A 19,561-nucleotide genomic window follows, 5' to 3' on the forward strand; every position below is an offset into this window, starting at 1 on the left:
GCAACCAATTTAGAAAGTAAAAATGATATATTATTTATATAAAATCCCAAACATATATTTGAGTACAGTAAACTTAAATATTCATAATTTATCCATTTTTCTTCTTCCAATTTGATAACTTGAAAAAAAACGGAGCCGATTGGCTCCGTTTCTCGCTTTATGTGTGTGTTACTACTATTTCTTTGGTACTTCTAATTGCATCTCTGGCATGGCATCGCGCTTCGCTTTAATTTTGCGCCAGACTATCCATGCAATGATCACAATCAGCAGCATTATCACGTTACCCACCGCGATAATAATCATGCTGCGCTTACGCTCAGCCTCTCGCTCAGCGATAATTTGCTTTTCCATTTCAATACGGCGCTGTTCGGCTAATTCAGCTTCTTTTGCAATTCGAGCAGCTTCTAGATCAACTTCATCAACAACACTGAAGGTTTGCTCTGGGATAGGAAACACCAACGAGCGCTGGGTTGCAAAATCAGTGGCAAAGATCTCGCCGCGCCAGGCGTACTTACCAAGCTCAGCATCGTTATTGAGGTTCAACGTAACTCTCATTCCATCTTTAGAGACCTGTCCTTGGCTGTAACTAATGAAACCATCGGGAGCGTCCTTTTTCACTGTGACAGCTATAGAGCCTGGTGCAATCATACCTTGCTCGCCACTCACCACTAATTGGTGTGGCTTATCGGGATTACGAGCCTGAATAAAAGTACGAGAGATTGGGTTCGGATAAACCAAGATGACTTGTTCTTGCGCTCGTAAGAATACGCCATTGCCAGACGTGATGCGCGCGCGGTACTTACCAGGCTCAACGTCTATTGGGAGCTGAACCGTGAACACTCCATCCCCAGCTTTTTCATCCAAGCCTCGGCCGTCATCAGAAAACTCACCCACAACCATCGGCACTGGACGTGCTTCTTTGATCAGCTCATCTTCATTTTCGACAAACTTGGTAAATGTCACGCGCAGATTCACGCGATCAAGGAAGTCACGCAGTACAAGAGGTTTGCCGTCGGAGGTCAGGCGAGCTGTAAACTTAAGCGCTTCCCCATTATATAATCGGTTTGGGAACAGATCCGTACTGAGCTTTAGGTGAGAAATTAAGCGGATGTTATTTTTAGGCGTAACTTTCCCCACAGCCTGCCATGGACCTGGCATAGGGTTATCAACGGAAATAATATCGAGTGAGGCTTCTTGATACCAACGTACATTGTCGTAAGAGCCCCAAGCATAGTATTTTTTACCGTCAGGACGGACTAAAACAACTGGCTGAGAACTTTGCTCACGATAAACCAAAAACGTGATCTGCTCGATGGTTGGATCAACTCGAAAGCGATTGTCTAACAAAGACATTGTAGATTCACTCGCAGCACTCGAGAGACTACTCCATATCGCTAAAAACGCGACCAACAAAGCCCTCAACATAGCTTCTCCTATTGATGCCAAATACAGTCGTTCACCAACTCTAATCTTTTTTGGTGAGCTTCTAGTTCATCGGCACTTGCGCGCAAAACCTTTAGCGCTTTTCTTCCTTCAATACGACGAATGGTTTCTACTCCACCCTCTTGTTTATTCGCGTTAAATTCTAGACTCGTTTGACCACCCGTCATAAAGAGGTAAACGTCGGCTAGAATCTCCGCATCGAGCAAAGCTCCGTGGAGAGTACGGTGCGAGTTATCAATACCGTAACGTTCACATAAGATATCAAGGTTGTTTCGCTTACCAGGGAAGATTTTCTTCGCCATAGCAAGGGTGTCGGTCACCTTGCAGTAGTCGTCCGTTTTGCCGATGTTAGGATCGAGCATGCCAAACTCGTAATCCATAAAGCCGGTATCGAAGGGCGCGTTGTGGGCAACAAGCTCTGCGCCTTTAATAAACTCAAGAAACTCTTGGTGCACGCTCGCGTATTCCGGTTTATCAACCAAGAATTCATCCGTAATACCGTGAACTTCAACCGCTTCTGGTTGGATTTCACGATCGGGTTTTAAATAAACGTGGAAGTGACGACCAGTCAGCTTACGGTTGATGATCTCCACGGCACCGATTTCAATAATGCGGTGTCCCATGTAGTGAGGACCACCCTCGCGGTTCATACCTGTGGTTTCGGTATCGAGAACGACAATGCGGTTATATTCAGAATTGCTGCTGGTATTCATAAGGTTATGTATGTCAGACTATGCTTTATTAAATGTTTCGGCTAATAGTACCAAAAAATATGACCAAACACGTTGAGATTTTCACTGACGGTTCTTGTTTAGGTAACCCAGGACCAGGTGGTTACGGCATAGTATTGCGTTACAAAGACGTAGAAAAGACACTTTCCAAAGGCTATACGTTAACTACCAACAACCGCATGGAAATGTTGGCGGCTGTCGTCGCGCTACAGACGTTAAAACAACCTTGTAAAGTCACTTTAACGACTGACAGCCAATATGTGCGCCAAGGTATTACTCAGTGGATCCATAACTGGAAGAAGCGTGGTTGGAAAACAGCGGATAAAAAACCCGTGAAGAATGCCGATTTATGGCAAGCTCTAGACAAAGAAACCGCACGCCATCAAGTTGAATGGCATTGGGTAAAAGGCCACGCGGGCCATCGTGAGAACGAAATGTGTGATGAGCTAGCCCGGACTGCTGCAGAAAACCCAACTGAGGAAGATACAGGTTACCAACCCTCTTAGCGAGATTCTTTCCTCATAGTGTTACCCTCTCGATTCATCACCCCAAGTGGTGTGAGCTTTTTCTTCAAGCGCCAATGCGGTTTGATAGGCTTGAGAGGGTATGTCCGTTTCCGCGCGACGATGTAATACAAACTCCCAGCGGGTGATGCCCAATCACCAAGACTATTTTCCAACCATGTCCACATCGTACGGTAACGTTTCATCGGAAACAGCGCATAACGATCACAATGAATCACTTGATAATTAAGTAACCCTAACCAATCTTTGATGCGGTTCGACGTAAACATTCGTCCACTCCAAGGCAAATTATGTTTACGCCATGGAAGTAAACTCGCTAATCCAGTCAAGCTTAATGGGTTGAATCCAGTAATAATTACATAGCCATCATCCATCATCACTCTATCGACTTCACGCAACAAACGGTGTGGATCGCTTGCATAGTCGAGCTGATGAGCGAGTATCACAACATCAAAGCTTTTTTCCAAAAAGGGCAATTCGTAACCATCTGCAATCACATTATGCAACGGGTTCTGGATATCTACGTTGACTTGGTGTTGAATGTTACAATTACAGCTGGTTAGCTCACAGCTCAACCCGCCCAGTTTGAGCATATGGTAGCCGAAGAGTTTCGGGCACCATTCATCAAGTCGGGTCTGGATTGACTCAAGCACCCACGGACCGTTGTTCATTGCTGACCAAGTCGACGGGTGTGGTATAGTTTTGTTGCTGAGTGCTGGTTTCATTAACCACCTGACTAAAATGGGTGACGGAGAACGAATCGTGTTAGAGATCAAAAGCATACCCGCATTTAATGATAATTACATCTGGCTGATACAAAATAACGATAAGCGCTGCGCAGTCGTTGATCCGGGCGATGCGAAGCCAGTATTAGAATTTCTGCAGGCTAACGAATTAACTTTAGAAGCGATTTTAATTACGCACCACCACAACGATCACATTGGTGGCGTTCCAGACTTAGTGCGTGCCTTTCCCGAAGTCGCCGTTGTGGGCCCAAAATCAGAGCCAATTCCAACCCTAACAACACCAATGGAAGAAGGCGACAAACTGGAGTTGTTTGGTGAGATTTTCTTAGTACTTGGGTTACCAGGCCATACTTTGGGCCATATCGGTTACGTTGGAGACGGAAAACTGTTTTGCGGTGATGTGCTCTTTTCTGCTGGCTGCGGTCGTATTTTTGAAGGTACGCCTGAGCAAATGTTTGAATCACTGAGCAAACTAACGTCTCTACCAGAAGAAACTCAAGTCTTCTGCGCGCATGAATACACCGCGAGTAACGTGGCGTTTGCTCTAGCGGTTGAACCTGACAATGAGCAACTTCGCCAATATCGCGACGATGTAAACCGACTGCGAGCACTCAACATTCCGACACTTCCAACAACAATACGCAAAGAAAAGTGGATTAATCCGTTCTTGCGAACCTCTAACCCTGACGTGGTTCAATCTGTTGCTAGTCGCATTAAAAATAGCGATCCATGCTCGGTTTTTACTGCTTTACGCGAGTGGAAGAACGAATTTTAACCATTTTCTGCTTGTAAGTTTGCAAGACCCCAGTATTATCAGGGACTGATTTTTCGAGAAGCGCCACTGGCGCTTCTCTTACGTTTGGGGTTGATATAAATCTATTTGAATTTCTCCCCATTGCATAATTAGAAGCTCTTTGCCTCTATAAATTAGTTAGTGTTTAAAAGATGTCTATTATCTTGCGACTGCCACGCACATTACGTTGCGCGACAGGCAGGTGAAGATAAAAAGGCCCTAAATAGGCTGAATCCATGCGTTTGAAGTATACTTGGGCGTTGGCGTTGTTATTATCTGGCTGTCAATTGACTCAGTCAGATTCAACGTCTTCTACACCAGAAACCAATAAATCTGAGCAGACTGCAAAGCAAAATGCAGTAAAAGCTCAACCGGGCAATAAATCGTCACTAGCAAAAAAATCCGCTAACGACGCGCCTAAAGTTCTCTCCCCCCAAGAACAAGAAGATGTGTGGCAACGTATCGCCATGCAGCTGGACATGGATATCCCAAACCACAAGAAAGTGGACTACTACCGTACGTGGTATTTAAAGCACCCAAATCACCTTTACACGGTATCTAAGCGTGCTACCCCTTTTCTATACATGATCACAAAACGTATCGAAGAGCGCGGACTCCCAATGGAGCTTGCATTACTTCCTGTAGTGGAAAGTTCATTCGATGCCTTTGCCTACTCACATGGTAGCGCGGCTGGGTTGTGGCAATTTGTCCCAGGCACCGGAAAAATGATGGGATTAGAGCAAAACTACTGGTATGACGGTCGCAGAGATGTGGCAGCAGCAACGGATGCAGCGCTGGACTACCTAGTACAACTAAACGAGCGTTTTGATGGTAACTGGGAACATGCAATCGCCGCTTATAACAGCGGTGGAGGCCGAGTTTCTAGCGCAATTCGTAAGAATAAAAAGCTCGGTAAACCTATCGATTTCTTCTCATTAGACTTACCAAAAGAGACCAGCAGTTACGTTCCTAAGCTATTGGCCTTGGCTGACGTTATCGCAAACCAAGACAAGTACGGACTTAATATTCCTGCAATTCCAAACAAGCCTGTTCTAACGCTTGTTGATCCAGAAGAGCAGTTAGATCTGGCTATTGCCGCAGATTATGCCGGCATTAGCGTAAAAGAGTTGCAGAGTTACAACCCAGCATACAACCAGTGGTCGACAGCGCCTGAGGGGCCGCACCAACTTTTGATTCCCGTAGAGAAAAAAGAGACTTTTCTCACCAAGGTGGAGAAAAATCGCGGTAAAGGGATGAAGGTCGCTCGCTACAAGGTGAAATCTGGCGACTCTTTAAGCGTGCTAGCTAATAAATACGGCACAACCACGAAAGTCATTCGGCGTGCCAACGGCCTATCGAATAACAACATTCGTATTGGTCAATACCTGTTGATTCCTACATCAACAAAAGACGATGCAAAATACGCATTAACGGCACAAAACCGATTAAACAAGACTCAATCTCGTGCTCGTGGTCAACTCAAGCTCACCCATGTCGTTCAGTCTGGAGAAAGTTTGTGGTCAATCGCACGTAACAATAAAGTGTCGTATAAATCATTAGCTAAATGGAATGGTATGAGCCCTAAAGATCCATTGCGTGTGGGTCAAAAGCTAGTGATATGGAAGGACTCAGACAAAGGTTCTGTGATCCGTACCGTTTTCTACAACGTTCGCTCTGGCGACACCATTAGCGGCATTGCAAGCAAGTTCAAAGTAAAAACGAACGACATCGTGAAATGGAACTCGCTACACAAGAAAAAATACTTACAACCAGGTCAAAAGCTTAAGTTGTACGTTGACGTAACGAAGGTAAGTGTATGAACCCATCAAGCAATCCACTTGTGATGCTGTTGGACATTTTTCGTTCTCCAACATCTTGTTTTCTCGCGCTTTATCAACGCGGTGGATGGGGATGGCAACCGTTCATCTTCCTGATGCTTAGTCCGTTTTTATTCTGGGGTGCTTACTTTTCGAATGTCGATTTCACGTGGCTCAGTGACCAACTTGCTGCGCAATTTCAGCAAATCGACCCGAAGCAGATTGAGCTATTAGAACCAAACACGCTAATGGCAAGCGCGATCATCAATGATGTATTCAACCGCTTTGCCACCTTACTATTGCTCGCGCTTTGGTTCTTTCTTGCAACAAAGGCAAGCAAACAACAATACGGTTACTGGAAATGGTTTGCCGCATCGTGTGCTATCTTATTCCCAGCAGTATTGGGCGATGTAGCAAGTTACGCGAGCTTGCTACTCAAGCATGGTCAGGTAATGACTTACGCTGCCGATTTAAATAGCCTCAATGGTCTATTAAAGCTGCCTCTTACTAACGAATGGTCTCATTTCGCTAGCTCGTTACCTTTGCTTCTGCCTTGGTACATTGTGCTCGGCTACGGCGTTGTACTGACGTGGACGGAGTTTGAACGTGGCCAAGCTTTGGTGATTGCAAGCCTGCCATGGGTATTCTTCTACGTTATTTGGGCACTTTATATTGTGGTAACCTAAGCTAGTCATTTAACGTAAATGACAATAACAATGGGTTATGATCGGAAGCGTCGCTCTGCGGCGCTTTTGCGTACTTAAGCGTCAGACCTCGGTAAAACACATGGTCCAGTGGTAACCCTGTTATAAATTGGACTCGATGATCCGGCAAGAACGTCACCTCTTGTAAGTCCGCAGCCTTTAAGGCCTGCCTCATCGCATTAACGCGAGATTCACTCCAGCTATTGAAGTCTCCAGCAAATAGAATTGGCCCCACATGATGCTTTAAAAGCATTTCAAGCGCCGTTAACTGAGATACATACTCTTTTGTACCCACGGTGAAGTTAATCGCATGTACATTCACCACTGCGAGTTTCTCGCCATTACTCAAGTGATACTGGCTATATAATGCAGACTTAGGTAAGCGAAGCCACGGCTCTTTAGAGGTGTAAGCGCAGGCTTTTTCTGGTTGCCCTTGAGCAATACTAATTACACCGGCACCGCTACCCAGCGCCTTAAAAGCACTCACTTGATTACTAACCCAGCGACCATCCACCAACCACTGTTTAAATGATGGTGTCATGCTGGCTTCTTGCAATAACAGTAACTGCTTATCAGCAGAAAACTCATCGAGTGCACGTTGCCAATTAGCCCGGTTCTGTTTGTAGATATTCCAGACAAGCACATTGATTTTGCCGTCATGATCGAGAGCTTTTGAATCGCTAAATTCGATGCACCTGATATCTTGTGTCAGCTCGGTACCTGTTTGAGTAATAATTTGCGGCTGATCTGGTACGGTGAAAATAACCTGGAAGCCAACCAATACCGCCATTACGAGAAAAGCTAACGCCAGAAAAAAACGCTTAAACATACGACAAACCTGAATGTAGGCACCCAAAATCTAGAACAACAAATCTCGGGTTAAATGATTTCACTAATAAGCAAACAACAAAAAAGGAGCCACTTGGCTCCCTTTTAGCATAATAAATACGAAACAGGTGACAAGAAACCTTAGATCGCGTCTTCGTCTTCTTCACCAGTACGAATACGAACCACACGCTCAATATCAGTGACAAATATTTTACCATCACCAATCTTACCAGTTTGCGCGGTTTCAATGATTGTCTCTACGCATTTATCAGCCACATCTTCCGTTACAACGATTTCGAGCTTCACTTTAGGTAGAAAGTCCACCATGTACTCTGCACCACGGTAAAGCTCGGTGTGACCTTTTTGGCGACCAAAGCCTTTCACTTCAGAGACAGTCATCCCTGTAATGCCAACTTCAGCTAGCGCTTCTCGAACATCATCCAGTTTAAATGGCTTGATAATCGCTTCAATTTTTTTCATGTTCATCCCTTAAGCTTCAATCGATTGCGCTTATTATCGTTTAGCGTTTCGCAACATTCAATGTTTGTCTCTGCTCCACCAGCGAAAATCCAGGCTGAGCAAATTAACATAGCGAATATCGTGAGTTGATAAAACCCAATGAGGACTGCTCAATGCCCAATCGTCCAAGCTTTACTTCAGGCTCACGTTTACTTCAAACTTGCGTAGTAAGCCGCTAGGTTAGCGATGTCTTCATCAGACAACAATGAAGCTTGAGCTTGCATCACAGCAGCAAGTCCACCTGTTCGCTCTTTATTTTTATAAGCTTTAATTGAACTGATAATATATTGCTCATTTTGCCCTTTCAGATTTGGGTAACCCGGAATGACAGCAATACCATCAGCGCCATGACACGCCGCGCATACTCCCGACTTTGCTTGACCTGCTGCAGCATCTCCCGCAGCTAGAGCTTGCCCACTGAACATGGTTAGCGCCACCATTGCGCCCATGATTGTTTTCTTCATTGCTTCACCTAATCAATTATTATTTAAGGATTTTTATATTTTATAATCGACATTGTGGCATGAATTTTCATTACCTGCGCCAAATAAGTTCACAATCTTGACCATTAAACGCCTGATCAACGAACAGATCTGCCACAGCAACGACTCGGTCTTGATACATCAAAATCGGAATTTGACGACGCAGCCAGCTTGGCACATTGTATTCTTGGAACAACTTCTTCAGTTTTCGACTGTGATTACGCGTGGTTGGATGCGCTGATAAGCCTTCCGGATTAAAGGTCACGCGAAGCAACTCTGGCTGACTCGGAAGCGCAATCGTTGCGTTGCTAGAACTCGTCGTTAAGGTCAGCTCCCCTAGCCGCTCTGGAAGCGATAAAACGGTATCGACTTGAATCGTACTTTGCCACTCAGTGACGTCAGCGATTTCCGTTACCCAATAGAGACGATTTCGAAAACGGCGCACTTCACCTTGTTTAAGTTGTAGTTTGGGGTTGGCATCTTGCTGAGCTAATGCCACTTCATTCCAGATGAGATTGAGTTGTACCTGAGTCGGCATACTAGTATTAAGATTAGCTAGCCACATACGAATCAAGCGCGCACGCGCTAATTCACTGTGCTTAGCCAGTTCTTCAATACTCAAACTAAGATCCGTTTGTAAAGCGCGTTCAAACACCGCGCTCAATAGTTCATCCAATAGCGCTTCTTGTTGAGCACATAAACTTGCACTGCGCTGAACCGCTTGATGGATACTCGGCCAGCGACCAGACAATTCAGGAATAACACAATGACGAAGAAAGTTACGATCATAACGGGTATCTTGATTGCTTTCGTCTTCCACCCACTCCAAGCCTAATTTAGTAGCGGCTTCTTCGATGGTCTTCCGCTTGATAGTAAGCAATGGTCGAACTAGAGATCCGCAAGAAAACGGCATACTCTCCGCCATCGAAGATAACCCTTTAGGCCCGCTGCCGCGCTTAAGCGCAAGGAGAAAAGTCTCTATTTGATCGTCGGCATGTTGACCAGTCAACAGTATATCGCCTTCTTGAATGTACTTAGTTAAGGCTTGGTAGCGAGCTTCACGAGCAAGAAGTTCAATACTTTCACCATTGCTGATGTCTAAGCTCACTCGCTCGATCGAGCACGATATCCCCACTTGTTGTGCCCAAAGTAAGCATTTATCGGCCCAATTATCGGCATTCGAGCTTAAACCATGGTGCACATACACAGCGTGACACTCTACAGAGTGCGCCTGTTGGTAGCGACTGAGTAATTCGAGTAAAAGACGTGAATCCACTCCTCCGCTAAACGCCAAGACAACCTTAGTGCCTAATTGATAGTAGCGGCCGAGAACTTGAGCAAAATGCGGGTAAAGCGATTCCATAAGCGATCCGATAGGTACAAAAAAAGGGCTGGACTCTCATCCAACCCTTTCTATTTTAACTGTTATCACTTGAGATATCAGCTAACGCTTAATAGCAATCACCGAAATTAACAGTAACCGTAGCTCATTAGACGCTGGTAACGACGCTCACGTAGCGTCTCTTCATCCAATTGTTCTAGATCTTTTAGCTGACGAAGTAATGTCGCTTTCATATTCGCTGCCATTTGAACATGATCGCGATGAGCGCCGCCTAGTGGCTCTTCAATGATTTCGTCGATCAGTTCAAGCTCTTTAAGACGCGGAGCAGTTAGACCCATTGCCTCTGCCGCTTGTGGCGCTTTGTCTGAATCACGCCATAAGATTGAAGCACAACCTTCAGGAGAAATTACTGAGTACGTAGAGTACTGAAGCATGTTCACGTAGTCGCCTACACCGATTGCTAGTGCACCACCAGAACCGCCTTCACCAACAACGTTACAGATTACTGGCACTTTAAGACCAGACATCACTTTTAGGTTTTTCGCGATAGCTTCAGATTGACCACGCTCTTCTGCGCCCACACCTGGATACGCGCCAGCCGTGTCGATAAATGTGATAATCGGCATGTTGAAACGCTCTGCCATTTCCATCAAACGTAGCGCTTTACGGTAACCTTCTGGTTTCGGCATACCAAAGTTACGTTTCACCTTTTCTTTGGTCTCACGACCTTTTTGGTGACCAATGATCATCACAGGGCGGCCTTCAAGGCGAGCCATGCCACCCACAATCGCTTTGTCGTCTGCAAACGCGCGGTCACCCGCTAATTCATCAAACTCCTCAAAAGCGTGTTGGATGTAATCCAGCGTGTAAGGACGTAGTGGGTGACGAGCCAGTTGAGCTGTTTCCCATGCACCTAGGTCACTGAAGGTTTTTTTCTTCAGCTCTAAGCTTTTCTTCTCAAGCTGTTCGATTTCTTTATCCAGGTCAATCGCAGAATCACCACCGTGACGAGAGACATCACGTAATGCTTCAATTTTCGCTTCTAGTTCTGCAATTGGCTTTTCAAATTCAAGAAAGTTTAGGCTCATCTATGAATCCTTGTTTACTCAGCGTCTAACATATTGCGCTGAATTTTTAGTTAAATTCGAGTTCTACCTGGCTTTTGCCAAGCAACTGTTTTAAATCGTCGAGTAATGTATCACTTGGCGTAACTCGCCACTCGGTGCCCAATGTTAACCGCGCTCTGGCGTCGGCACGCTGGTAGTATACATTGACGGGTACGGTTCCGGCTTTGTGCGGTTCTAAAATACGGCTGAACTGCTCAAAAAACTGATCGTTGATCTGATTTGCATCTATCGATACCGACAAACCACGAGCGTATTTCTCGCGCGCACTGCCGAGATCCATAACTTCACGCGCCGACATTTTAAGGCCACCGTTGAAGTCATCAAAGCTGACCTGTCCAGAAACGACCAAAATTCTGTCTTTTTCGAGAAGTTCAGCGTATCGATCCAGCGCATCTGAGAACAACATCACTTCCATGCGACCACTTCGGTCATCCAGTGTCATAATACCAATTCGTGTACCACGCTTGGTCGTCATTACACGAGCGGCAATAACCAGGCCGGCTACCGTGACAGATTGATCGCGGCGAGTGGGCGTTGCGTCTTTTAGTCGACAACTGGTGTATTTGTTTAGTTCCTTTACGTAGGCGTTAATTGGGTGCCCTGTCAAATATAGACCTAGGGTATCACGCTCGCCCTCTAACCACACTTTTTCTGGCCAAGGCGGAACCTGCGTATACTTATGCTCTACTTCTTCAGGTGCATCCGTTAGCACACCAAACATATCCGTTTGACCAAACGCTTCAGCTTGGTGATGTTGACTTGCTGCTTTTACCGCATCATTGAGTGACGCCATCATCGCCGCGCGGTGTGGGCCTAGTCGATCCAACGCGCCCGCGTAAATCAGCTTCTCTATCACTCGTTTATTGACGCGTTTTAGATCAACTCGAGCACAGAAATCAAACAGGTCTTTAAAGTGACCACCTTTATTTCTCGCCTCAAGAATCGCATCGATAGGGCCCTCACCAACCCCTTTTATCGCACCAATACCGTAAACAATTGCGCCATTTTCATCAACATTAAAACGATATAGGCCAGAGTTGATGTCTGGTGGCAGCACGGTAAGCTTCATACGGAAACACTCATCGACCAAGCCAACGACTTTTTCCGTGTTATCCATATCGGCTGTCATTACCGCAGCCATAAATTCGGCAGGATAATGTGTTTTCAGCCAAAGAGTTTGATAAGAAACCAATGCATAAGCAGCAGAGTGCGATTTGTTAAAACCATAACCGGCGAACTTCTCTACCAAGTCGAAGATTTTCATCGCCAACTCGCCATCGATACCGTTCTTTATCGCACCTTCTTCAAAGATAGCACGTTGTTTTGCCATCTCTTCTGGCTTTTTCTTACCCATTGCACGACGAAGCATGTCCGCACCACCTAGCGTATAACCCGCTAAGATCTGCGCAATCTGCATTACCTGCTCTTGGTACAGGATGATGCCGTAGGTTGGATCAAGCGTCTCTTTTAGCGACTCGTGTTGCCACTTTTCATCTGGATAAGAGATCGCCTCTCGGCCATGTTTACGGTCGATAAAGTTATCTACCATGCCCGATTGCAAAGGACCCGGACGGAAGAGTGCTACCAATGCGATAATGTCTTCGAAACAGTCTGGCTGAAGTCGTTTGATCAGCTCTTTCATGCCTCGAGATTCAAGCTGGAATACTGCTGTCGTTTCAGAGTTTTGCAACAAACGGAAAGAGGCAGGGTCTTCTAACGGTATGGATTCAATTTGAACCGGTTCTTTCCCTTCTCGCTCTAGGCGTGGGTTAATCAGCCCTAACGCCCAGTCAATAATGGTTAAGGTACGTAAACCTAAGAAGTCAAACTTAACTAGGCCAGCGGTCTCAACATCGTTTTTATCAAATTGAGTAACCGGAAAGTGACCTTCAGCGTCTGCATAAATTGGCGCAAAATCGGTAATTGTTGTAGGTGAAATTACAACACCACCAGCGTGTTTACCGGCGTTTCGCGTACAGCCTTCCAAAATATGACACATGTCGATGAGTTCTTTAACTTCCTCATCGGCCTCATACAATTCAGGTAGTGCAGGTTCAGCTTTAAACGCTTTATCTAGCGTCATACCTGGATCGGGCGGGATCAGCTTTGAAATACGATCAACAAAACCAAATGGGTGGCCCAATACGCGGCCAACGTCACGGATTACCGCTTTTGCCGCCATGGTACCAAACGTGATGATCTGAGACACCGCGTCACGACCGTACATTTCCGCAACGTGGTCAATAACCTGGTCACGTTTATCCATACAGAAATCGACGTCGAAATCGGGCATCGAAACACGTTCTGGGTTCAAGAAACGTTCGAACAGCAAGTCGTATTCTAGTGGATCCAGATCGGTGATTTTTAGTGCGTAAGCCACCAAAGAACCAGCACCGGAACCACGTCCAGGACCGACAGGAATTCCATTATCTTTTGACCACTGGATGAACTCCATTACGATCAAGAAGTAACCAGGAAATCCCATTTGGTTGATAACATCTAGCTCTATCTGAAGACGTTCATCATATTCAGGGCGGCGACGTTTTCTCTCTTCCTCATCTGGAAATAGGAACTCTAAACGCTCTTCCAACCCCTCTCGGGATTTCATGACTAGGAACTCAGTCTCTTTCATCCCTTCGGTTGGGAAAGCTGGTAGGAAGTACTCACCTAAGCGCACAGTCACGTTACAACGCTTCGCTATCTCGACACTGTTTTCTAACGCTTCAGGAATATCAGCAAACAGCTCACACATTTCTTCTTCTGTACGAAGATATTGCTGCGGACTGTAGTTTTTTGGCCTGCGCGGATCTTCTAATGTGTAACCATCGTGAATCGCTACGCGTATTTCATGAGCATCAAATAGGTCTGGACTCAGGAATACAACTTCATTGGTCGCCACTACTGGCAAGTCTTGCTGCTCTGCCAATTCAACTGCAAAGTGAAGATAAGTTTCTTCATCTGGACGACCGGTACGAAGTAACTCAAGATAAAAGCGATCTGGAAAATGCTGTTTATAGAAATCAACACACCCTTGCACTATTTGACGGTTGCCTTTCAAAAGGCCGCGACCAATTTCCCCGCTTTTACCGCCGGATAATACAATCAAGCCTTCAGACATTTCAGCCAACCAGGCTTTATCAATCACAGGGTGGTGTTGAACATGTCCACGTAAGTACGCTTTTGATATCAATAACGTCAGGTTCTTATAACCCACATTATCCGCCGCAAGCAAAGTCACTTGAGTCAGCTCTTCACCAAACTCGTCCGACTGCATTTTAAAGTCAGCACCGATGATCGGTTTAACACCACTGCCATGCGCAGTACCGTAAAACTTCACCAAACCACATAGGTTGGTAAAGTCGGTCAACGCCATTGCGGGCATACCGAGCTCAGCAACTTTCTTTACGATTGGCGGAACTTTGTTGAGGCCATCCACCATCGAGAAGTCACTATGAACACGCAGGTGGATGAATTTGGGATCTGACATTAACAGGTACCGTGTAACTCTATTTTGTTGGGGATTCTAACCTAAAGAGGTTGGGTTTATAACACCAATTAGATCGTTTGATTATTCTATGCCTAACGCTTTTTTTACTGGCTTGAAACTCTTGCGGTGTTCACTGATCACTCCGTGTTGCTCAATCGCTTCAAAGTGCGCTTTAGTTGGGTAACCTTTGTGCTTCGCGAAGCCAAATTGTGGATGAAGTTTATCCAACTCTTCCATCTCTTGGTCACGCACGACTTTGGCAATAATTGAAGCAGCACTGATTTCGGCAACACGTAGATCGCCTTTTACTACAGCTTGAGCATCCATAGGCAGCTCCGGACAACGGTTACCATCAATCAACACCAAATCAGGTTGAACCTGTAACCCCGCCACTGCACGCTGCATCGCAACCATAGTCGCCTGCAAAATATTCAGTTGATCGATTTCTTCAGGAGAACAACGCCCGACCGCCCACGCCAATGCTTTTTCTTTGATTTCAGGAAGCAGCGCCATACGTTTCTTTTCGGTCAATTTTTTCGAATCGTTCAACCCTTCAATAGGATTGTTAGGATCAAGGATAACCGCAGCGGTGACGACGTCTCCTACCAAAGGGCCACGTCCTACCTCGTCGACTCCGGCCACAAGCTGATAACCTTGCGGATATTCAAACGGAGGGAGTTCAACTTTGGTTTTGGTCGCTTTTGGTTTAACAGCCATGATAAATCTCTATTTCTCAATCAGTTTTAGAACCGCGTTTGCGGCTTGTTGGTCCGCATCTTTACGAATCCAATGATGCATTTCCGTAAATTTATCTAACATCGGTTTATTGTCGCTTTCCAATAAGCGAGAAACCTCAGTAAACAAATTGTCTGGTGTGCACTCATCTTGTAGATATTCTTTGACGAGCTCATCATCCGCCAAGATATTCGGCAATGACACATACTTCGTTTTCAATAGACGTTTAGCTAAGAAAGCAGTAAATGCATTCACACGATAACCCACCACCATTGGACGCTTGAGAAGCATACACTCCAACGCTACGGTACCGGAGGCCAACATCACGGCATCGGATGCGGTGATGACGTTGCGTGCGGTGTCATCAACTAACTTGAAGTCCAACTCTGGCGCTAGCTCTTTCCATGCTTGTTCAAACTGCTCACGGCGTTTTTGATTAACAAGCGCGACAACAAACCCCAGTTCTGGAAATTTTTTATGGAGTAACTTGCAGGTTTCAATAAATGGCTCTGAGAGCATTTTTAACTCGCTACCACGACTGCCTGGCAGGACAGCAAGCCACTTTTTATCTTGTTCTAAACCAAGCAACTCACGTGCAGGCGCTTGTTCTGATTCTAGTGGGATGGCATCAGCCAAGGTATGACCAATGAACTCGCAAGGTACATTAAATTTGTCGTAGAACGCTTTCTCAAACGGAAGAAATGCTAGCACCAAGTTCGTTGCCGCTTCTATTTTAAAGATGCGCTTCTGACGCCAAGCCCAAACAGACGGACTCACGTAATGAACGGTTTTAATGCCCGCTTGCTTGAGGTCAAGCTCCAGGCGTAAGTTGAAGTCAGGAGCATCGATCCCGATGAAAACATCAGGCGGATTCTGAGTAAAATACTGAACGAGCTCAGCTTTCACTTTAAGAAGTCTCGGTAAGCGGCCTAAAACCTCGACTAATCCCATCACCGCAAGCTCTTCCATATCAAACAGAGACTCGCAACCTTGGGCTATCATTTTCGGACCACCAATGCCTACGAACTCTGCGTCTGGATATTGTTGCTTTACTGCTTTGATAAAGCCTTCACCTAGCGTATCGCCAGACAATTCTCCGGCAATGATGCCAATACGTAATGGTCTTTCCATATCTACTTCGCTATTTTTCCTGTGCGCTATGGATAACGGTTTGCCTTATCCATAAAACACAAAAAGATCGTAACCTCAAATTTGGTCACGATCTTTTTATTTATTGGTTCATTCGCCAATTAACGAATAATGCCACGTTCCGTCGTTTCCAGAATATCTGAGAAACGCTTCACAGCCGGCCACTCTTGAGCCATTTCAGCCAGAATAGGCTTCACTTCTTCTAGCGTCTTACCTGAACGGTAGATTTCTTTATACGCTTTTTGTAGCGCACGAATCTCTGGTTTCTCAAAGCCATTACGCTTCAAGCCAACAAGGTTCAAGCCGAATGGAGTAGCGTGGTTACCTTGCGCGAGTACATAAGCTGGGACATCTTGCACCACAGCTGAACAGCCGCCAATGTATGCGTAAGCGCCCACTGTACAAAACGGATGAATCGCAGACAGTGCCATCACACCGGCATAGTCATCAACAGTAACGTGACCACCAAGAATCGAGTTATTACCGATATGAGTGTGGTTACCAATAACAACATCATGCGCAACGTGTGCATTCACACACAATAAGTTGTCATCACCAATGATCGTGGTTGCTTTGTCTTGCACTGTGCCGCGGTGAACTTGGACCGCTTCACGAATGACGTTACGGTCACCGATAACCACAGTTGTGTCTTCACCACCGTATTTTTTGTCTTGGTTTTCTTCACCAATGACAGCATGTGGGAAAATACGGTTATCTTTGCCAATAGTTGTGTGACCTTTGATCACAACGTGAGACATCACTTCTGTGCCTTCACCAATTTCAACCGTAGAGGTGATGTACGTAAAAGGACCTACTGTTACGTTAGCACCAATTTTGGCGCCCTCTTCTACCACCGCTGCCGGGTGGATTTTAGCGGTTTCATGAATCATATTAAAACTCTCGACGAGCACACTTCAGTTCTGCAGAACATACCACTTCACCGTCAACTTTTGCTACACCGCTAAATGCAGCAATGCCGCGACGTTCTTTCAGAAATTCTACCTCAATAACCAATTGGTCGCCCGGAACCACTGGTTTACGGAATTTCGCGCCGTCTACGCTTGCAAAGTAGTACAGTTCATTTTCTGTTGGTGCACCAAATGATTTAAATGCAAGTAAGCCTGTTGCCTGAGCCATTGCTTCTAAAATCAAAACACCTGGGAATACTGGTAGTTGAGGAAAGTGACCTGTGAACTGAGGTTCGTTAACCGACACGTTTTTAATCGCGTGAAGGTACTTCTCTTCTTGGAAGTCTATCACTCGGTCGATCAATAAGAATGGGTAGCGATGAGGTAGTAGCTCTTGAATTTCAGAGATGTTCATCGTTTTCTTTTCAGTAGTCAAAGTCGTCTTCCTATATCAATTTTTTGCCGCCAAGATGGCAAACGTGGCAACAGGTCGTAAAGCCGAATCGCTTTGCAATATACTAGCAAAATACGCACCATCTTGGAGTTAAATCTACTTAGAGCGCGTCATTATAGAAGAAAAAGACCCGCATTTCGCGAGTCTTCGTACAGAATATGGAACTAGAGCCTGTTAGCTTTCACGTTAAATACAGAGCGAAAGATAACTTGTTCTAAATTTCTTCTTTCTGTTCCAGCTGTTTTTCAACCGCTTTCAGGCGCTTATTCATCTCATCAATACGGTGAACTCGAGTTGCAGTTTTACGCCACTCTCTGTTCGTTTGTAGTGGAATACCTGATGAGTAAAGGCCTTTTTCTTCGATACTGCGCATTACCATGCCCATACCTGTAATCGCCACACCATCTGCGATAGTGATATGGCCATTCAGAACAGACGCGCCGCCAATCTGGCAGTACTTGCCAATTTTTGTACTGCCCGCGACAATAGTACCACCAGGCATCACGGTACCATATCCGATCTGCACGTTGTGCGCGATTTGAAGTTGGTTATCCAGAATGACATTGTCTTCAATGATAGTATCTTCGAGTGCACCGCGGTCAATCGTAGTACAAGCACCAATCTCAACGCGGTTACCGATACGCACTGAACCAAGCTGAGGGATTTTGATCCACTCGCCTTTGTCATTCGCATAACCGAAGCCATCAGAGCCAATGACGGTACCCGATTGAACAAGACAGTCATCACCTAATGACACTTCATGGTAGATAGTGACATTAGCCCAAAGCTTGGTGTTATTCCCTAGCTTGGCGTTCTTACCGATAAAACAACCAGCGCCAACGCTTACGTTATCGCCGAGTTCTACGCCCGTTTCAATCACAGCGTTAGCGCCGATTGTAACGTTCTCACCCATCTTAACGTCAGCGGCAATCACAGCACTTGGTGCAATATCGTCTGCCGGTTTTGGTGTGGTATCCATCGCTTGAACCACACGAGCAAATGCGACATAAGGGTCTGAAACCACTAGCGCATTTCCAACGCATTGATCTTTATGCTCAGCCTTTACCATAACAACGGTAGCTTGGCACTCAGAAAGGTGTTTTGCGTATTTTGGGTTAGACAAGAAGGTTACGTCACCTTCTTGTGCTTTATCCATTGGGGCAACACGGCTTACAACGAGAGACTCGTCACCAAACAGCTCACCCCCGGTAATTGTCGCCAATTTGGCTAATGTCAATGTCTTCATAACTTCTTATTTTAGAGCTTTAATTACGTCTTCAGAGATATTGTATTCTGGCTTGCCGTACTGCAAAGCAGAGATATCAATCACAAGATCGTAACCATTTTTGTCTGCGACTTTCTTAACTGCATCTTGAATCGTTTTGAAAAGCTTCGCTTTTTCTTCAGCTTCACGACGCGCACTTGCTTTTTCAAGTGCTTGTGCTTTCACTTTGTACTCGCTGTCTAGCTTCGCGATATCGATACGTAGCTTTTCAACTTCGTCTTGACCCAAAAGCTCGCCGTCACGTTGTAGCTTCTCAATCTTTGTTTTAGCTTGTGCTTGGATTGACTTCAGTTCATCAGCTTTGCTTTTGAAGTCTTTCTGCATTTTTTGTAGTACAACTTCACGTTGAGGAAGAGCTTGAAAAACTTGAGCTGTATTTACGTAAGCAATTTTCTGTGCAGCTTCTGCCGCATTTGCAAACATTGAAGAGCTCAGTACAAGAAGGCCAATCCCAGCCGCTTTGATCATTTTATTCAAAATATTTTCC

General features: G+C 45.4%; 19 protein-coding genes. 4 read left to right on the forward strand and 15 right to left on the reverse strand.

All coding sequences use genetic code 11. The features are described 5' to 3' along the window. Window positions 1–174: 174 nt before the first annotated feature. Together R7Z78_RS10295 and dnaQ are read right to left on the reverse strand one after the other, a co-directional pair. Window positions 175–1,425 carry a TIGR03503 family protein gene (locus R7Z78_RS10295; protein WP_104975535.1) on the reverse strand — a complete coding sequence of 417 codons (1,251 nt, stop codon included), beginning with the start codon at window positions 1,423–1,425 and terminating at the stop codon, window positions 175–177. Between the two features lie 8 nt (window positions 1,426–1,433). Then, window positions 1,434–2,156: a DNA polymerase III subunit epsilon gene (gene dnaQ, locus R7Z78_RS10300; RefSeq protein ID WP_005380385.1), complete on the reverse strand. Its 723-nt coding sequence runs from the start codon at window positions 2,154–2,156 to the stop codon at window positions 1,434–1,436. Window positions 2,157–2,215: 59 nt separating this feature from the next. Between dnaQ and rnhA the strand changes: the two genes are divergently transcribed. Next, the gene (rnhA, locus tag R7Z78_RS10305; RefSeq protein ID WP_005380384.1) at window positions 2,216–2,680 is read left to right on the forward strand and encodes a ribonuclease HI; all 465 of its coding nucleotides are present in this window, start codon (window positions 2,216–2,218) and stop codon (window positions 2,678–2,680) included. Here rnhA and R7Z78_RS10310 read toward each other — a convergent pair. Next, on the reverse strand, window positions 2,677–3,423 hold the full coding sequence (locus R7Z78_RS10310; RefSeq protein WP_017636046.1) for a class I SAM-dependent methyltransferase: 747 nt from the start codon (window positions 3,421–3,423) through the stop codon (window positions 2,677–2,679). The genes rnhA and R7Z78_RS10310 overlap by 4 nt on opposite strands. Window positions 3,424–3,460: 37 nt before the next feature. Between R7Z78_RS10310 and gloB the strand changes: the two genes are divergently transcribed. The 3 genes from gloB to R7Z78_RS10325 all read left to right on the forward strand — a co-directional run bounded on the left by gloB (window position 3,461) and on the right by R7Z78_RS10325 (window position 6,740). Then, on the forward strand, window positions 3,461–4,219 hold the full coding sequence (gloB, locus tag R7Z78_RS10315) for a hydroxyacylglutathione hydrolase (protein ID WP_053304147.1): 759 nt from the start codon (window positions 3,461–3,463) through the stop codon (window positions 4,217–4,219). 254 nt (window positions 4,220–4,473) lie between these two features. Beyond that, complete coding sequence (locus R7Z78_RS10320) at window positions 4,474–6,057, forward strand: LysM peptidoglycan-binding domain-containing protein (protein ID WP_005391819.1); 1,584 nt, start codon at window positions 4,474–4,476, stop codon at window positions 6,055–6,057. Beyond that, a complete protein-coding gene (locus R7Z78_RS10325; RefSeq protein WP_005380375.1) occupies window positions 6,054–6,740 on the forward strand; it encodes a YIP1 family protein in 687 nt (228 codons plus the stop codon). The genes R7Z78_RS10320 and R7Z78_RS10325 overlap by 4 nt, the downstream gene beginning before the upstream one ends. 1 nt (window position 6,741) lies before the next feature. Here R7Z78_RS10325 and R7Z78_RS10330 read toward each other — a convergent pair whose 3' ends face one another. The 12 genes from R7Z78_RS10330 to R7Z78_RS10385 form a co-directional block, all read right to left on the reverse strand. Then, window positions 6,742–7,587 carry an endonuclease/exonuclease/phosphatase family protein gene (locus R7Z78_RS10330; RefSeq protein WP_033905505.1) on the reverse strand — a complete coding sequence of 282 codons (846 nt, stop codon included), beginning with the start codon at window positions 7,585–7,587 and terminating at the stop codon, window positions 6,742–6,744. Between the two features lie 140 nt (window positions 7,588–7,727). Next, window positions 7,728–8,066: a nitrogen regulatory protein P-II gene (gene glnB / locus R7Z78_RS10335; protein WP_005380372.1), complete on the reverse strand. Its 339-nt coding sequence runs from the start codon at window positions 8,064–8,066 to the stop codon at window positions 7,728–7,730. A 188-nt stretch (window positions 8,067–8,254) separates the two neighbouring features. After that, complete coding sequence (locus tag R7Z78_RS10340; RefSeq protein WP_017636043.1) at window positions 8,255–8,569, reverse strand: c-type cytochrome; 315 nt, start codon at window positions 8,567–8,569, stop codon at window positions 8,255–8,257. A gap of 70 nt (window positions 8,570–8,639) precedes the next feature. Continuing rightward, a complete protein-coding gene (gene tilS, locus R7Z78_RS10345) occupies window positions 8,640–9,950 on the reverse strand; it encodes a tRNA lysidine(34) synthetase TilS (protein WP_104975537.1) in 1,311 nt (436 codons plus the stop codon). Between the two features lie 107 nt (window positions 9,951–10,057). Further along, window positions 10,058–11,017 (reverse strand): acetyl-CoA carboxylase carboxyl transferase subunit alpha, encoded by a 960-nt coding sequence (accA, locus tag R7Z78_RS10350; protein WP_104975538.1) that lies wholly within the window; start codon window positions 11,015–11,017, stop codon window positions 10,058–10,060. Between the two features lie 46 nt (window positions 11,018–11,063). Next, window positions 11,064–14,543, reverse strand: a complete 3,480-nt coding sequence (dnaE, locus tag R7Z78_RS10355; RefSeq protein ID WP_005385364.1) for a DNA polymerase III subunit alpha — start codon at window positions 14,541–14,543, stop codon at window positions 11,064–11,066. A gap of 81 nt (window positions 14,544–14,624) precedes the next feature. Beyond that, window positions 14,625–15,260: a ribonuclease HII gene (gene rnhB, locus R7Z78_RS10360; RefSeq protein ID WP_005380361.1), complete on the reverse strand. Its 636-nt coding sequence runs from the start codon at window positions 15,258–15,260 to the stop codon at window positions 14,625–14,627. Window positions 15,261–15,269: 9 nt separating this feature from the next. Next, window positions 15,270–16,409 carry a lipid-A-disaccharide synthase gene (gene lpxB / locus R7Z78_RS10365; protein WP_017636041.1) on the reverse strand — a complete coding sequence of 380 codons (1,140 nt, stop codon included), beginning with the start codon at window positions 16,407–16,409 and terminating at the stop codon, window positions 15,270–15,272. A 119-nt stretch (window positions 16,410–16,528) separates the two neighbouring features. Next, the gene (lpxA, locus tag R7Z78_RS10370) at window positions 16,529–17,317 is read right to left on the reverse strand and encodes an acyl-ACP--UDP-N-acetylglucosamine O-acyltransferase (protein WP_005380357.1); all 789 of its coding nucleotides are present in this window, start codon (window positions 17,315–17,317) and stop codon (window positions 16,529–16,531) included. A 1-nt stretch (window position 17,318) separates the two neighbouring features. Then, on the reverse strand, window positions 17,319–17,771 hold the full coding sequence (fabZ, locus tag R7Z78_RS10375; protein WP_005380349.1) for a 3-hydroxyacyl-ACP dehydratase FabZ: 453 nt from the start codon (window positions 17,769–17,771) through the stop codon (window positions 17,319–17,321). Between the two features lie 232 nt (window positions 17,772–18,003). Beyond that, on the reverse strand, window positions 18,004–19,035 hold the full coding sequence (gene lpxD / locus R7Z78_RS10380) for a UDP-3-O-(3-hydroxymyristoyl)glucosamine N-acyltransferase (protein WP_025768247.1): 1,032 nt from the start codon (window positions 19,033–19,035) through the stop codon (window positions 18,004–18,006). Between the two features lie 6 nt (window positions 19,036–19,041). After that, window positions 19,042–19,551 carry an OmpH family outer membrane protein gene (locus R7Z78_RS10385; protein ID WP_005391804.1) on the reverse strand — a complete coding sequence of 170 codons (510 nt, stop codon included), beginning with the start codon at window positions 19,549–19,551 and terminating at the stop codon, window positions 19,042–19,044. Window positions 19,552–19,561 lie beyond the last annotated feature (10 nt).

It is taken from the genome of Vibrio sp. 1167, from assembly GCF_033340375.1.
In the GTDB taxonomy this organism is placed as follows: Bacteria; Pseudomonadota; Gammaproteobacteria; order Enterobacterales; family Vibrionaceae; genus Vibrio; species Vibrio alginolyticus.

What these genes read in the sequence shown, in the direction of transcription:
- R7Z78_RS10295 (WP_104975535.1), bottom strand. Translation starts at nt 1,425, where the DNA reads ATGTTGAGGGCTTTGTTGGTCGCGTTTTTAGCGATATGGAGTAGTCTC.
- dnaQ (WP_005380385.1), bottom strand. Translation starts at nt 2,156, where the DNA reads ATGAATACCAGCAGCAATTCTGAATATAACCGCATTGTCGTTCTCGAT.
- rnhA (WP_005380384.1), top strand. Translation starts at nt 2,216, where the DNA reads ATGACCAAACACGTTGAGATTTTCACTGACGGTTCTTGTTTAGGTAAC.
- R7Z78_RS10310 (WP_017636046.1), bottom strand. Translation starts at nt 3,423, where the DNA reads ATGAAACCAGCACTCAGCAACAAAACTATACCACACCCGTCGACTTGG.
- R7Z78_RS10320 (WP_005391819.1), top strand. Translation starts at nt 4,474, where the DNA reads ATGCGTTTGAAGTATACTTGGGCGTTGGCGTTGTTATTATCTGGCTGT.
- R7Z78_RS10325 (WP_005380375.1), top strand. Translation starts at nt 6,054, where the DNA reads ATGAACCCATCAAGCAATCCACTTGTGATGCTGTTGGACATTTTTCGT.
- R7Z78_RS10330 (WP_033905505.1), bottom strand. Translation starts at nt 7,587, where the DNA reads ATGTTTAAGCGTTTTTTTCTGGCGTTAGCTTTTCTCGTAATGGCGGTA.
- glnB (WP_005380372.1), bottom strand. Translation starts at nt 8,066, where the DNA reads ATGAAAAAAATTGAAGCGATTATCAAGCCATTTAAACTGGATGATGTT.
- R7Z78_RS10340 (WP_017636043.1), bottom strand. Translation starts at nt 8,569, where the DNA reads ATGAAGAAAACAATCATGGGCGCAATGGTGGCGCTAACCATGTTCAGT.
- tilS (WP_104975537.1), bottom strand. Translation starts at nt 9,950, where the DNA reads ATGGAATCGCTTTACCCGCATTTTGCTCAAGTTCTCGGCCGCTACTAT.
- accA (WP_104975538.1), bottom strand. Translation starts at nt 11,017, where the DNA reads ATGAGCCTAAACTTTCTTGAATTTGAAAAGCCAATTGCAGAACTAGAA.
- dnaE (WP_005385364.1), bottom strand. Translation starts at nt 14,543, where the DNA reads ATGTCAGATCCCAAATTCATCCACCTGCGTGTTCATAGTGACTTCTCG.
- rnhB (WP_005380361.1), bottom strand. Translation starts at nt 15,260, where the DNA reads ATGGCTGTTAAACCAAAAGCGACCAAAACCAAAGTTGAACTCCCTCCG.
- lpxB (WP_017636041.1), bottom strand. Translation starts at nt 16,409, where the DNA reads ATGGAAAGACCATTACGTATTGGCATCATTGCCGGAGAATTGTCTGGC.
- lpxA (WP_005380357.1), bottom strand. Translation starts at nt 17,317, where the DNA reads ATGATTCATGAAACCGCTAAAATCCACCCGGCAGCGGTGGTAGAAGAG.
- lpxD (WP_025768247.1), bottom strand. Translation starts at nt 19,035, where the DNA reads ATGAAGACATTGACATTAGCCAAATTGGCGACAATTACCGGGGGTGAG.